The sequence below is a fragment of the Bartonella sp. AS69XJJH genome, assembly GCF_042195585.1.
GTDB lineage: Bacteria > Pseudomonadota > Alphaproteobacteria > Rhizobiales > Rhizobiaceae > Bartonella.
In genome coordinates, this window is sequence record NZ_JBHIOO010000009.1 from 63973 (window position 1) to 79067 (window position 15095).

11 protein-coding genes, 1 tRNA gene and 1 pseudogene are annotated in these 15095 nt (G+C 40.1%); all 13 read right to left on the reverse strand.

Annotated elements, in window-relative coordinates; all coding sequences use genetic code 11:
• Window positions 1-71: 71 nt before the first annotated feature.
• Window positions 72-761, reverse strand: coding sequence for a nitroreductase (locus tag ACFIK6_RS05955; protein WP_375642188.1), 690 nt, complete (start codon window positions 759-761; stop codon window positions 72-74).
• Window positions 762-1069: 308 nt separating this feature from the next.
• Window positions 1070-1174, reverse strand: coding sequence for a hypothetical protein (locus tag ACFIK6_RS05960; protein ID WP_375677462.1), 105 nt, complete (start codon window positions 1172-1174; stop codon window positions 1070-1072).
• Window positions 1175-1207: 33 nt separating this feature from the next.
• A pseudogene (locus ACFIK6_RS05965) lies at window positions 1208-1312 on the reverse strand (hypothetical protein); the annotation flags it as partial.
• A gap of 592 nt (window positions 1313-1904) precedes the next feature.
• Window positions 1905-6116, reverse strand: a complete 4212-nt coding sequence (gene rpoC / locus ACFIK6_RS05970) for a DNA-directed RNA polymerase subunit beta' (RefSeq protein WP_375677463.1) — start codon at window positions 6114-6116, stop codon at window positions 1905-1907.
• Between the two features lie 172 nt (window positions 6117-6288).
• Window positions 6289-10437, reverse strand: coding sequence for a DNA-directed RNA polymerase subunit beta (rpoB, locus tag ACFIK6_RS05975; protein WP_375642190.1), 4149 nt, complete (start codon window positions 10435-10437; stop codon window positions 6289-6291).
• 289 nt (window positions 10438-10726) lie between these two features.
• Window positions 10727-11098, reverse strand: a complete 372-nt coding sequence (rplL, locus tag ACFIK6_RS05980; protein WP_273790654.1) for a 50S ribosomal protein L7/L12 — start codon at window positions 11096-11098, stop codon at window positions 10727-10729.
• A gap of 101 nt (window positions 11099-11199) precedes the next feature.
• Entirely contained in the window at window positions 11200-11718 is a 519-nt protein-coding gene (rplJ, locus tag ACFIK6_RS05985; RefSeq protein ID WP_375642191.1) for a 50S ribosomal protein L10, read from the reverse strand.
• A gap of 354 nt (window positions 11719-12072) precedes the next feature.
• The gene (rplA, locus tag ACFIK6_RS05990) at window positions 12073-12777 is read right to left on the reverse strand and encodes a 50S ribosomal protein L1 (RefSeq protein ID WP_375642192.1); all 705 of its coding nucleotides are present in this window, start codon (window positions 12775-12777) and stop codon (window positions 12073-12075) included.
• A gap of 4 nt (window positions 12778-12781) precedes the next feature.
• A complete protein-coding gene (rplK, locus tag ACFIK6_RS05995) occupies window positions 12782-13210 on the reverse strand; it encodes a 50S ribosomal protein L11 (protein ID WP_273723157.1) in 429 nt (142 codons plus the stop codon).
• Between the two features lie 150 nt (window positions 13211-13360).
• On the reverse strand, window positions 13361-13891 hold the full coding sequence (gene nusG, locus ACFIK6_RS06000; protein ID WP_012755024.1) for a transcription termination/antitermination protein NusG: 531 nt from the start codon (window positions 13889-13891) through the stop codon (window positions 13361-13363).
• Window positions 13892-13911: 20 nt separating this feature from the next.
• Window positions 13912-14124: a preprotein translocase subunit SecE gene (gene secE / locus ACFIK6_RS06005; RefSeq protein ID WP_012755023.1), complete on the reverse strand. Its 213-nt coding sequence runs from the start codon at window positions 14122-14124 to the stop codon at window positions 13912-13914.
• A gap of 204 nt (window positions 14125-14328) precedes the next feature.
• Window positions 14329-14404, reverse strand: a tRNA-Trp gene (locus tag ACFIK6_RS06010).
• A 47-nt stretch (window positions 14405-14451) separates the two neighbouring features.
• The coding region (locus ACFIK6_RS06015) for an EF-Tu/IF-2/RF-3 family GTPase (RefSeq protein WP_375677464.1) at window positions 14452-15095 on the reverse strand (644 nt) is incomplete at its 5' end.

Sequence of the window (15095 nt, forward strand, 5' to 3'; positions counted from 1 at the left end):
AATTCTTATCGGGAATATCTTTCATAATGCACCAAGTTCTTCAAAATGTATGCTTAATTATATAAAATATTTCATGGGTATGTCTCAATGAAACGTACAAAGTTTTCTAACGATTCTCGTTCTGTCTCAAAATTGTTTTCTGGAGCACTCATATCGCGATAACCAAGTGCCATACCACAGATAATATGGCGCTCAGAAGGAATAGATAAAAGCGTACGAATCTGTTTATGATAATCAGCAAAAGCAGCTTGAGGACAGGTATCTAATCCAAATCCACGTGCAGCTAACATAATGGTCTGCATAAACATACCCAAATCAAGCCAACTCCCCATTTCCATGTCGTGATCCATTGTAAATAAGAGTCCTACAGGTGCATCAAAAAATAAAAAATTTCTCGCCTTTTGATGAAGTATCTTTTCTTCATCATCTTTTTGAATTCCAAGGCTCTTATAAAGATCCAACCCCACTTTTCGACGCCTTGAAATATAAGGCTCACGCCACTGACGTGGATAATAGCTATATTCACGCTCTCCTTTTACACCTGAAAGCACAAGTTGTGAAAGCTCTTGCCCTACTTTCTGTAATACACTTCCTGTAAGCACAATCACTTGCCATGGCTGAATATTTGTTCCAGATGGTGCACGTGCTGCAAGTTTTAGGATTTCTTTGATTGTTTCCAAACTAACTGGCTGATCGGTAAAAGCGCGAATTGACTTTCGTGACAAAATAGATTGAAAAACACTCATAGGAGAAACTGCCATTGTTTTTACTTTCTTTATGAAAAAGATTCTTTTCTTATCAAGGACAATATACTGCGAAATACCTTTGCAGCTTTTTCCAAACACTCTATTTCTTTAAATGACTTACACATTTCATGCAGTGTTAAAGATTCCCCTTAGAAGATAGTATAATCTATCTCTTTTAATAGAAAGAGAATTGTATAAAAGCAGACGAAATAAATTTTTATAATCAATAACTACCCCCCTAACTCCGCTAAGCTCTTCAAAAAAACTCTCCTCAATTCGTTCTAAATCTTGTAGAAGATCATCAACATCATGCTGCATCTGCTTTAAATCAGCTTATTTTTATGAATTCCTGCAATTAATTTCTTAAGCTTTTTCTCATCATCGGGTGGTTTTCCAACCATTGTCAACATATCAGATATTTCAGACAACGAAAATTTAACTCTTTTAGCATGCAGTATTTGTTTTAACTTATGATGATCCATTTGTGTATAAAGCCGTATACTTCCACACCGGAAAGGGTTAAGAAGTCCCTCTTCTCCATAATAACGAAAAGTCCGAGCTGTTATTGAAAACTCACGTGGTTAATTTTCCAATTGAATAATATTCGTACATTTTATCATTCTGTCTGCATAGATCACATTGTTATAAGAAATATGTCTATTTTTTATAACACTTCAGTTGAGCACCCTAATCTTTGCTTTCCTGCATTCTAATTTATAAGAAAATACATTCTTATCGTACAATTATTTTATAGTATAGAATCAATTATTTTTAGATTACAGAAAAAACTATTGATCTTTCATTATAAGTCTTTTTAAATCTTTATAGAAGATATCAATCAGCAATTTTTCTAAAATTCAAAATCAATCATTATTTGATTTGTAGATAATCAACTCTTTTCCTTGAATATGGCTTTTGAATTTAACATCTTTTGAAAAAATTCAATACTGCTTTTAGAAATTAAGAAATTTTAAAATAACGTAACAAAAAAGATAAGCATCATTACAAAACAATAAGCTACTAAAGATGTTAAAAATAACTATTGCCTTATAATTTTTGATATTTTTCAAGAAAATATGCAACTTCTACATTTTGAGATAAAAAAACGTCTGAACTTTCTATTCAGACGTTTTTACATTATGTGATGTTGTATTTAAATTATTCAGCAACGGCACCGGTTGTCATATTTGTCAACATAGCCTTAGCCACTTCGTTATTACTAGACTTACGCTGCTCATCTACAATCAAATCATCACGAACTGCAGCAATACGACGGATTTGAGAAATCGTACCACCTGTACCTGCTGGAATAAGACGACCGACAATAACGTTCTCTTTAAGCCCTTGCAAAGTATCAATTTTACCAGAAACTGCTGCTTCAGTAAGAACACGTGTTGTTTCCTGAAACGATGCCGCCGAAATGAAAGAAGGCGTTTGAAGAGAAGCTTTTGTAATTCCAAGAAGAATTGGATTACCAGATGCAGGTTTCTTCCCTTCTGCAATCAAATTATCATTGATTTCATCAAGTTCAATACGATCAACCTGATCACCAGGAATATAACCAGAATCTCCAGATTCAGTAATTTCAACTTTTTGCAACATTTGACGAACAATCACTTCGATGTGCTTATCATTAATAAGAACTCCCTGCAAACGATAAACCTCCTGAATCTCATTAACAAGATAAGATGCCAAAGCTTCAACCCCCTTAATCGCCAAGATATCATGAGGTGCTGGATTACCATCAAGGATATAATCTCCCTTTTCAATTTGATCGCCTTCTTGGAAGTGAAACAACTTACCCTTTGGAATCAAATATTCTACTGCCTCAAGAGTTTCATCATTTGGTTCAATGATAATACGGCGCTTATTCTTATAACCACGACCAAACCGGATTGTACCACTGACTTCGGCAATGATAGCGTGATCCTTTGGACGACGCGCTTCAAAGAGCTCAGCCACACGGGGAAGACCACCCGTAATATCTTTTGTCTTGGCACTTTCCATTGGCAAACGAGCAATAACATCACCAGCCTTAACATGAGCACCAAGCTCAACAGAAAGAATAGTTTCCACTGACATCATATAACGGGCTTCACCTCCCTTATACAATTTAGCAATGGATTTACCTTCTTTATCTGCGTGAATAATAATAGCTGGTTTAAGATCCGCACCACGTGGATTAGCGCGCCAATCAATCACCAAACGCTTCGTAATACCCGTAGATTCATCAGCTGTTTCAGTGACAGATAAACCATCAATCATATCTTCAAAACCTACATAGCCTTCAACCTCCGTTAAAATTGGACGTGTATAAGGATCCCATTCTGCTATACGTTGGCCACGTTTAACCACATCACCATCATCAACAAAAATATGGGCACCATAGCTAACGCGGTGTACAACGCGCTCTTTTCCTAACTCATCCTTGATAAGGATAGCCATATTACGCCCCATAACAACCAAATGGCCTTCAGAGTTACGAACCACATTACGATTACGAATTTCCACCTTACCTTCATAAGATGCCTCTAAATACGATGAATCAACAACCTGCGCAGTTCCTCCTAAATGGAAAGTACGCATAGTAAGCTGTGTTCCCGGCTCACCAATGGATTGAGCAGCAATAACACCAACGGCTTCTCCCTGATTAACAGGTGTTCCACGCGCCAAATCACGACCATAGCATTTTGCACAAACCCCAAGACGTGTTTCACATGTTAAAGCAGAACGAATTTGAACAGATTGAATCCCGGCTTCTTCAATCTTCACGACATCAGCTTCCTCAATCATTGCTCCACCTTCAAGGATAACCTCTCCAGAGACAGGATGTAGAATATCAACAAGCGCTGTACGACCAAGAATTCTTTGCCCAAGGGAGGCTACAATTTGTCCTGCATCAACAATTGGCTGCATGGTAAGCCCTTTTGCGGTACCACAATCAACTGCTGAAATAATAGCATCCTGTGCAACATCAACAAGACGCCGTGTTAAATAACCAGAGTTCGCCGTCTTTAACGCAGTATCAGCAAGTCCTTTACGTGCACCATGCGTGGAATTGAAGTATTCATTAACAGTTAGACCTTCTTTAAAATTTGAAATAATGGGGGTTTCAATAATTTCACCCGATGGTTTTGCCATTAATCCACGCATACCGGCCAATTGTCTCATCTGGTTAGCAGAACCACGTGCACCAGAGTGCGACATCATATAGATCGAATTCATCGGCCGTTGACGACCTGTTTTAGGATCAAAATCGACGGCTTGAATACGTTTCATCATTTCATCTGCAACGCGATCTGTACATTTACCCCAAGCATCTACAACCTTATTGTATTTTTCACCTTGTGTAATCAAACCATCATTATATTGCTGTTCGTACTCCTTAGCCAAAGCTTCTGTCTCTGCAACTAAACGCGACTTACTATCAGGAATAACCATATCATCCTTACCGAATGAAATTCCTGCACGACAAGCATAAGAAAAGCCAAGCTGCATGATACGGTCACAAAAAATAACCGTCTCTTTTTGTCCACAGTGCCGATAAACATGATCGATCATTTTCGAAATGTTCTTTTTCGTCATTTCTTGATTGACAATATCAAATGAGATATCCGAATTTCTTGGCAAGAGCTCACCGATAATCAAACGACCAGGTGTCGTATCATAAAGTTTAGAAACTTCTTTTCCATCCTTCCCCATATTCTTAACACGGCCTTTAATCTTCGTATGAAGCGTTACAACCTTATTTTCCAAGGCATAATGAAGCTCACCTATATCAGAAAAAGCCATTCCTTCACCTGGTTCTTTTTCAGAAACAATTGAAAGATAATAAAGACCAAGAACCATATCCTGTGAGGGAACAATAATGGGGGCACCATTGGCCGGATGAAGAATATTATTGGTCGACATCATCAAAACACGGGCTTCAAGCTGTGCTTCAAGAGAAAGCGGAACGTGAACAGCCATCTGATCACCATCAAAATCTGCATTAAAAGCAGTACACACCAGTGGATGAAGTTGAATAGCTTTGCCTTCAATTAAGATAGGTTCAAAAGCCTGAATCCCCAAACGGTGCAATGTTGGCGCACGGTTGAGTAAAACTGGGTGTTCACGAATAACCTCATCTAAGATATCCCAAACTTCTGGATGTTCTTTTTCAACAAGCTTCTTTGCCTGCTTTACCGTTGATGAATAGCCTTTTGCATCAAGCCGCGCATAAATAAAAGGCTTAAATAATTCAAGAGCCATTTTTTTAGGAAGACCACATTGATGCAATTTTAATTCAGGACCCGTCACGATAACAGAACGCCCTGAGTAATCAACACGCTTCCCAAGTAAGTTCTGACGAAAACGTCCTTGCTTGCCCTTCAACATATCTGATAGAGACTTGAGAGGACGTTTATTGGCTCCAGTAATCACACGCCCACGCCGTCCATTATCAAACAATGCATCAACAGCTTCTTGTACCATACGCTTTTCATTGCGCACGATAATTCCAGGAGCACGCAATTCAATCAGCCGTTTCAAGCGGTTATTACGATTAATAACACGCCGATAAAGATCATTCAGATCTGATGTCGCAAAACGCCCACCATCAAGCGGAACCAATGGACGCAAATCCGGTGGAATAACCGGAATTGTTTTCATAATCATCCACTCTGGTTTATTTCCAGATTCAAGAAAATTTTCAACGATTTTAAGTCGTTTAATCAATTTTTTTTGCTTTAATTCTGAAGTTGTTTCAGCTAATTCGAGACGCAAATCATTAGCGATTTTATCTAACTCCATACTAGCTAAAAGCTCGTAAATAGCTTCAGCGCCAATCATAGCTGTAAACTGATCTTCTCCAAACTCATCAATAGCAAGCATATACTCTTCTTCAGAAAGAAGCTGATGAAGCTTAAGAGATGTCAATCCTGGTTCGGTTACAATATAATTCTCAAAATAAAGAACCCGCTCAATATCTTTTAAAGTTAAATCTAAAAGTGTAGAAATACGACCTGGTAGTGATTTAAGAAACCATATATGCGCAACAGGTGCCGCAAGTTCGATATGCCCCATACGCTCACGGCGTACGCGCGAAAGAGTAACCTCTACACCGCATTTTTCACAAATAATGCCTTTATACTTCATGCGTTTATATTTGCCACATAGACATTCATAGTCCTTAATAGGGCCAAATATACGTGCACAAAAAAGACCATCACGCTCTGGTTTAAAAGTCCGATAATTAATAGTCTCAGGCTTCTTAATCTCACCATACGACCAGGACAAAATTTTCTCAGGACTCGCAATAGAAATACGAATAGAGTCAAATGTCTGCGCTGGCGCTTGAGGATTGAAAAGATTCATGACCTCGTGGTTCATGCTGTTCTCCTTCAAAGATTCTTAGAACCTGTTGTAATATCTCATTTATTTTATAACAAATCTTTTTTAAAAGACATTTACTTTTAAAAACGACCTGTATAACCTTAATGAGGTAATTAAGCCTCTTAAAGTAATCAGAGCGCAGCCTTTTTCCGGTGCGCTCCTTGAATTATTATTCTGCCGTATCAGACAATGCCCGCTGTGCAATAAGTTCACGCGCATCATCAAGCTCCACATTAAGAGCGAGTGAACGCATTTCTTTTACCAACACATTAAAGCTTTCGGGTATACCCGCCTCAAATGTATCATCACCACGCACAATTGCCTCATAGACTTTCGTTCGACCAGCCACATCATCTGATTTTACTGTTAGCATCTCCTGCAAAGTATATGCAGCACCATAAGCTTCAAGCGCCCATACCTCCATTTCACCAAAACGCTGACCACCAAACTGTGCCTTACCTCCTAATGGCTGCTGCGTAACAAGTGAATAGGGACCTATAGAACGTGCATGAATCTTATCATCAACAAGGTGATGCAATTTTAACATGTAAATATATCCCACCGTTACTGGACGATCAAAAGGCTCACCAGTACGACCATCATAAAGTGTAACCTGCCCTGAACTATCTAAGCCTGCGTCTTCCAACATCATGTTAATATCAGACTCATGTGCTCCATCAAAAACAGGCGTTGCAATTGAAACCCCTTTTTTCATCTGTAATGCTAATTTGTAAAGGCTTTCATTATCATACTGACGGACTGGTTCATTATGATTATCATCAGGCATAAGATTTTCAATACGCTGACGCAATGGTAATATATCCCCAGTCTCTTGATACAACTCTAACAAATCACCAATCTTCTTGCCCATCCCCGCACACGCCCAACCAAGATGCGTTTCAAGAATTTGTCCAACATTCATACGACTAGGCACACCAAGTGGATTCAAGACGATATCAGCATGGGTCCCATCTTCAAGAAATGGCATATCTTCTACGGGAAGAATACGTGAAACAACACCCTTATTCCCGTGACGTCCCGCCATCTTATCACCTGGTTGGATTTTGCGCTTCACAGCCACAAAAACCTTCACCATTTTCATGACACCAGGAGGCATTTCATCACCTCTTTGGACCTTTTCAACTTTATCCATAAAGCGACGTTGTAATGCTTCTTTTGATTCATCATATTGCTTGCGCAAAGCTTCAATTTCATTTTGAAGCTTTTCATCCTCAACAGCAAACTGCCACCACTGGGATCGTGGATAATGCCCCATTACTGTACTATCAAGCTTTTTGCTGCCCGAAAAGCCTTTCGGACCTTCTACAGCAACTTTACCTGTCAACATATCGATAAGGCGCGCATAAACATTGCGATCAAGAATAGACTGTTCATCATCACGGTCTTTTGCTAAACGCTCAATTTCTTCACGCTCAATTGCCATCGCACGTTCATCTTTTTCCACGCCATGGCGATTAAAAACGCGAACCTCAACAACAGTACCAAAAGTCCCAGGTGGCATACGCATAGAAGTATCACGAACATCAGATGCCTTTTCCCCAAAAATTGCACGCAGAAGCTTTTCTTCCGGCGTCATGGGACTTTCACCTTTTGGGGTAATCTTTCCAACTAAAATATCACCTGGTTGAACTTCAGCACCAATATAAATAATGCCAGCTTCATCAAGATTTCTTAACGCTTCTTCCGCAACATTAGGAATGTCGCGCGTAATTTCCTCCGGCCCAAGTTTTGTATCGCGTGCTGCAACTTCAAATTCTTCAATATGAATTGAAGTAAACACATCATCAGCCACAATGCGCTCGGATAACAAAATGGAATCTTCATAATTGTATCCATTCCAAGGCATAAAGGCTACGAGGACATTCCGCCCAAGAGCCAAATCACCAAGATCCGTGGATGGACCATCTGCAATGATATCACCTTTCTCTACCCTATCACCAACATTTACAAGAGGACGTTGATTAATACAAGTGGACTGATTAGAACGCTGAAATTTCTGTAAGCGGTAAATATCAACGCCTGATTTTGAAGGATCTAAATCTTCTGTTGCACGGATAACAATACGGGTAGCATCGACTTGATCAACAACACCACTACGTTTTGCACTCACAGCAGCTCCTGAATCGCGCGCAACAATGGATTCCATTCCCGTCCCAACAAATGGTGCTTCAGCGCGTACAAGAGGAACTGCCTGACGCTGCATGTTCGATCCCATAAGTGCACGATTCGCATCATCATTTTCTAAAAAAGGAATAAGCGCTGCTGCAACTGAAACCAACTGTTTTGGTGAAACATCCATCAAATCAACATGATCACGCGGCGCCATTAAAACTTCACCAGCATGACGGCAAACAACAAACTCTTCTATAAAACGACCTTCACTATCTAATGAAGAATTCGCTTGAGCGACGTAATGCTTTGCTTCTTCCATCGCTGAAAGATAAATGACTTCCTTTGTGACTTTTCCATCAATAATTTTGCGATACGGGCTTTCAATAAAGCCATATTTGTTAACTCGTGCAAATGTTGCTAAGGAGTTAATCAGACCAATATTGGGGCCTTCTGGTGTTTCAATCGGACAAATACGACCATAATGCGTAGGATGTACGTCACGGACTTCAAACCCCGCACGTTCACGAGTCAAACCACCTGGACCAAGAGCAGAAAGACGGCGCTTATGAGTAATTTCCGACAATGGATTGGTTTGATCCATAAACTGCGACAATTGTGAAGACCCAAAAAACTCACGAACTGCTGCTGCAGCAGGCTTTGCATTGATCAGATCCTGTGGCATAACTGTATCAATTTCAACCGATGACATACGCTCTTTTATCGCACGCTCCATACGAAGAAGACCAATGCGATATTGATTTTCCATCAACTCCCCAACGGAACGAACGCGACGGTTGCCAAGATTATCAATATCATCAATTTCACCACGTCCATCACGCAATTCAACCAACATCTTAACAACAGCAAGAATATCCTCTTGGCGTAAAATGCGAACTGTATCTGGACAATCAAGATCCATACGCAAATTCATCTTAACACGCCCAACAGCTGAAAGATCATAACGCTCTGGATCAAAAAACAATGAATGGAACATTGCTTCTGCTGTATCGATTGTGGGGGGCTCACCTGGACGCATCACGCGGTAAATATCAAATAACGCATCCTGCCGACTTTCATTTTTATCCACCTTTAAAGTATTGCGGATATAAGCGCCAATATTCATGTGATCAATATCAAGGATATTGATTTGATCAGCACTAACATCAAGCAAAACCTTTAATACTTTTTCGTCAATTTCATCACCAGCTTCAAGGTAGATTTCACCTGTTTCGTAATTGACGATATCCTCGGCTAGATAACAACCTAATAAATCATCTTCACTAACCTTAACCGCTTTAAGTCCTTTTTCTGCTAAAGACTTCGCAGTACGAACTGTTAATTTTTTACCAGCCTCCGCAACGACTTCACCACTATCTGCATCTATAAGGTCAGAAATGAGCTTCATTCCTTTAAAGCGATCAACAGAATAAGGAACTCGCCATCCTTCTCCATCACGCTCATAAGTCACTTTATCATAAAACGTCGATAAAATATCCGACGCATCCATACCTAATGCCATCAAAAGACTCGTAACAGGAATCTTGCGCCGTCGATCAATACGCGCATAAACGATGTCCTTAGCATCAAACTCAATATCAAGCCAAGAACCACGATACGGAATAACACGAGCAGCAAAAAGAAGCTTTCCTGATGAATGGGACTTTCCTTTATCATGGTCAAAAAAGACACCAGGAGAACGATGCATCTGAGAAACAATAACACGCTCCGTACCATTTACAACAAAGGTACCATTCGTCGTCATTAAAGGCATATCGCCCATATAAACGCCTTGCTCTTTAATGTCTTTGATATCTTTGGAGCCAGTATCCTCATCAACATCAAAAACAATCAAACGCAATATGACCTTTAATGGGGCAGCATAAGTTAAATCACGTTGACGGCACTCTTCAACATCAAATTTTGGTAAATCAAATTCATAACCTACAAACTCAAGCATAGCTGTACCGGAAAAATCTGAAATAGGAAAAACCGATTTAAAAACAGCTTGCAAACCTTCATCTGGTCGTCCACCTTTCGGTTCCTCAACCATGAGAAACTGATCGTATGACGCTTTTTGAACCTCAATAAGATTCGGCATTTCTGCTACTTCAGGAATCTTACCAAAAAATTTGCGTACGCGCTTACGACCATTGAATTGAGACATCATTGCGTGAGTCTGAGCCATCGTCGCTCCTTGATCTTTACTCTTCAAGGTAGACCAACCTTGAAAGCCTTATACCATTAACCTGCATATGCAGACCAGTTCACTTGACACTCAATAATGAGCATCATTAACTTTCCCCACCAACATAAGCCATTTATCTCTTTGACGCTATGATGAAGGGGTAAGTAATCCAAACCTATCCCATTCCTGTTACGAAACCATTGGGAAAAGGTTTTTACTCATTATTTTCCCTCTTTGTATTAAGAGAAAGAAAATCGGCGAACATAAATGCCCGCCGATAAAATTAAATTTACTTAAGTTCCACTTTAGCACCGGCAGCTTCAAGTTGAGATTTAATTTTTTCTGCTTCTTCTTTAGAAGCAGCCTCTTTAATAGGCTTAGGTGCACCTTCAACCAGATCTTTAGCTTCTTTAAGACCAAGTCCAGTAAGAGCACGAACTTCCTTAATAACATTAATTTTTTGCGCGCCACCTTCAACAAGAATAACATCAAATTCTGTTTTTTCTTCAGCAGCTGGAGCAGCAGCACCAGCAACAGCAGCGACAGCTACAGGAGCAGCAGCCGAAACTCCCCACTTTTCTTCAAGTAACTTAGAAAGCTCAGCGGCTTCCAAAAGGGTTAGATTAGAAAGGTCTTCTACGATCTTCTCTAGATCAGCCATTTTTAAATTCCTTCAATTAAAAGATTTGAACCATTATTAAATCTTATTCAAAAAAACAGAAAAGCATTAAAGCTCTTCCATAAACGTGAATACAAACAGCCTTAAGCCGCCTTATCCTCCTGAGCATATGCGCCAATGACACGTGCAACCTGACCAGCAGGAGCATTAACAACCTGTGCAATACGGGTCGCAGGGGTAGAAATCATACCCACAAGTTTTGCACGCAACTCGTTTAATGAAGGCAATGAAGCCAATGACTTCACAGCATCTACAGTTAAACTTGTTGCACCCATTGAACCGCCAAGTATGACAAATTTGTCATTGCTTTTCGCAAAATCAACAGCAACTTTCGGTGCTGTGATTGGATCTTCTGAATAAGCAATAAGTGTTTGTCCAGTAAACAAACCCACTATTGATTCAGATTCCGTGCCCTGAAGAGCGATTTTAGCAAGACGGTTTTTGGCGACTTTAACGGCACCGCCAGCTTCACCCATTCTCGAACGCAGATCATTCATCTGTGAAACTGTCAGACCGGAATAATGTGCAACAACAACAGAACCAGACTTCCGAAAAGCCTCGTTAAGCCATGTAACAAATTCGCGTTTTTCCGCTCTATTCACTGTCTCTCTCCATTTAACAGATTTGCTCAAAACAAACCTGTTGGTTACCTTTGATAACATAAAATACTTCATGTTACCGATGAGGATCCTGTCCCCTTTTTCACGCACAGCGTTCAAAGGCAACCTTGGCTCAAACCCTTTAAGTCTTTTAACTCTCAGTTTTTACCCCAGTCTCATGCAGGTTTTTTTTGATTAAGATACTTAAAAGCATCACCTACAATCTCGGACAGGATATTCCGGAATTTCTCCCGGTAAACCTAAGCCCTATAAAGCTTAGATAGCTAGCTGACCAAAACCAGCATTTTAAATACAATTTTGATATTCCCATACCCCAAAACAAAATTATAAATCAGCTTATACTAGCTCTGAACGAACCGTTGCTGGATCAACCTTAACACCAATTCCCATAGTCGACGAAACAGCAACGCGCTTAATATACTCACCTTTTGCACCTTGCGGTTTGGCTTTAATAACTGCACTTGCAAAAGCTTTTATATTTTCTACGATTTTTTCAACACCAAAAGAAGCCTTACCAATACCAGCATGCACAATACCAGCTTTTTCCACACGAAACTCAACAGCACCACCTTTAGAAGCTTTGACAGCACCGGCGACATCAAGTGTTACAGTACCAACTTTCGGATTCGGCATCAAACTTCGTGGACCAAGAATCTTACCAAGACGACCAACAAGAGGCATCATATCTGGTGTTGCAATACAACGATCAAAATTTATAGCCCCTCCATTAACGCTTTCAAACAAATCTTCTGCACCCACAATATCAGCTCCTGCCGCCTTAGCTTCCTCAGCCTTATCCCCACGAGCAAAAACGGCAACACGAATATTTCTTCCTGTTCCATTAGGCAAATGAGCAACTCCTCGAACCATTTGATCAGCATGACGAGGATCAACACCCAAGTTCATTGAAATTTCGATTGTTTCATCAAACTTCGCAACTGCACGCTCCTTAACCATTGAAACGGCATCTTTTAAAGCGTAAAGTTCATTAAAATCAATATCTTTTCGGATATTTTTTATTCTTTTTGCTACTTTTGCCATAATATTAGCCCACCACTTCCAAGCCCATCGAGCGAGCAGAACCTTCAACCATACGCATTGCTGCCTCAATGTCATTCGCATTAAGATCTTTCATCTTCGATTCCGCAATCGAACGAATTTTATCGCGAGAAATGCTTCCTACAGACACTTTACCAGGCTCTTTTGATCCAGATTTCAGGTTTGCTTCCTTCTTTAAAAAGAATGATACAGGAGGTGTCTTAAGAGAAAATGTGAAAGACTTATCTTGATAATACGTAATAACAACTGGAATCGGCGCCCCCTTTTCCATTTCTTGTGTAGCTGCATTAAACGCCTTACAAAATTCCATGATATTAATACCACGCTGCCCAAGAGCTGGACCAATCGGTGGAGACGGAGTAGCAGCCCCTGCAGGAACCTGCAACTTAAGCTGACCTATACTTTTTTTTGCCATAACAATCTGCCTTTAATTTCACTGGTATACTGACAATTCATCTTGCCCGTTACCCGCTTGCAGTCACGTGGTTCGGATCATTAAGCCGACAAAAGCTATAAATCACCTCCCACTCCTTCCTTAAAGTAATTAAAACTACTCTAAGTTTAATCAGAGTTTTTCAACCTGACCAAATTCCAAATCAACAGGCGTAGGACGCCCAAAAATAAGCACTTCAACCTTAAGACGAGAGCGCTCTTCTTCAACCTCTTGAACAATTCCATTAAACGAAACAAAAGGACCATCAGCAACGCGAACTTGCTCTCCCACCTCAAACAATACAGAGGACTTTGGAGACTCAACCCTTTCCTGAACTTGTTTGAGAATTTGCTCAACCTCTCGATCAGAAATGGGAACAGGACGCGCATCTGATCCTAAAAAACCTGTCACTTTAGGCGTATTCTTAATAAGATGATAAACTTCATCTGTTAACTCAGCACGAACAAGAACATAACCAGGAAAAAATTTTCGCTCAGCATCAACTTTGCGTCCACGACGAACCTCTACAACACGCTCCGTTGGAACAAAAATCTTTTCAAAAAGATGATCAAGTCCTTTTTGCTTTGCCTCCTTATCAATAGCTTCCGCTACTTTCTTTTCAAAATTTGAATATGCCTGAACAATATACCAACGAGCCGCCACAGTCACACTTCCTTACATTCTCAACTAAAAAGATATTTCAGAAGATCAATAACCCGCCAAACACCAAAATGCATAACCTGATCCACAATAAAAAAGAAAGCTGAAGCCAATGCAGTTACCAACAAAACCATAACAGTAGAAATAACCGTCTCACGACGTGTAGGCCATTTCACTTTAATTGTTTCTGCATAAACCTGCTTCAAAAAGGTAATCGGATTGGTTTTAGATGCCATCGTCACACTATACTCTCTCTAGCCCTATTGTGTTTTATACAACAAAATAAATAGGAAAGAATGCAAAAGCCAACTTTCAGATTTACGCAATTTCTTTACTTCCTATTCAATACCGTTTCACACACAAAAAAACAAGCCCTATATCAAAAAAAGCGAAAAAGGCAGCAAAATCCACTCCCTTATATGTAAAACTCTATTCCCCTTTGGCAGGGGCAGCAGGACTTGAACCCGCGACCTGCGGTTTTGGAGACCGCCGCTCTACCAACTGAGCTATACCCCTAACTCTTAGAACTAAAACACTTTTAACATCCCTTCAACAAGCATTATTTATTCAATGATCTTAGAGACGATACCGGCACCAACAGTACGACCACCTTCACGAATAGCGAAACGAAGTTTTTCTTCCATCGCTATCGGAACGATCAACGAAACATCCATGGCAACATTGTCGCCTGGCATAACCATTTCCGTTCCTTCTGGAAGCGTAACAATACCTGTAACATCCGTCGTACGGAAGTAAAACTGAGGACGATAATTCGTAAAAAATGGCGTATGACGCCCACCTTCATCTTTTGTCAAAATATAAGCTTCTGCTTTAAAACGTGTATGAGGCGTAACGGATCCTGGCTTCGCCAACACTTGACCACGCTCAATCCCTTCACGATCAACACCACGTAGCAGAGCGCCTATATTATCACCTGCTTGGCCTTGATCTAAAAGCTTGCGGAACATCTCAACGCCTGTAACTGTCGTCTTAGACGTTGGTCGAATACCGATAATCTCGATTTCCTCTCCAACTTTAATAACACCACGCTCAACACGACCCGTAACAACGGTTCCACGACCCGAAATCGAAAACACATCTTCAATCGGCATCAAAAATGGTTGATCAATAGGACGTTCAGGGGTTGGAATATAATTATCAACTTCACTCATTAAAAGACGAACAGCATCTTCACCAATGCTTTTAT

What these genes read in the sequence shown, in the direction of transcription:
- ACFIK6_RS05955 (WP_375642188.1), bottom strand. Translation starts at nt 761, where the DNA reads ATGGCAGTTTCTCCTATGAGTGTTTTTCAATCTATTTTGTCACGAAAG.
- rpoC (WP_375677463.1), bottom strand. Translation starts at nt 6,116, where the DNA reads ATGAACCACGAGGTCATGAATCTTTTCAATCCTCAAGCGCCAGCGCAG.
- rpoB (WP_375642190.1), bottom strand. Translation starts at nt 10,437, where the DNA reads ATGGCTCAGACTCACGCAATGATGTCTCAATTCAATGGTCGTAAGCGC.
- rplL (WP_273790654.1), bottom strand. Translation starts at nt 11,098, where the DNA reads ATGGCTGATCTAGAGAAGATCGTAGAAGACCTTTCTAATCTAACCCTT.
- rplA (WP_375642192.1), bottom strand. Translation starts at nt 12,777, where the DNA reads ATGGCAAAAGTAGCAAAAAGAATAAAAAATATCCGAAAAGATATTGAT.
- rplK (WP_273723157.1), bottom strand. Translation starts at nt 13,210, where the DNA reads ATGGCAAAAAAAAGTATAGGTCAGCTTAAGTTGCAGGTTCCTGCAGGG.
- secE (WP_012755023.1), bottom strand. Translation starts at nt 14,124, where the DNA reads ATGGCATCTAAAACCAATCCGATTACCTTTTTGAAGCAGGTTTATGCA.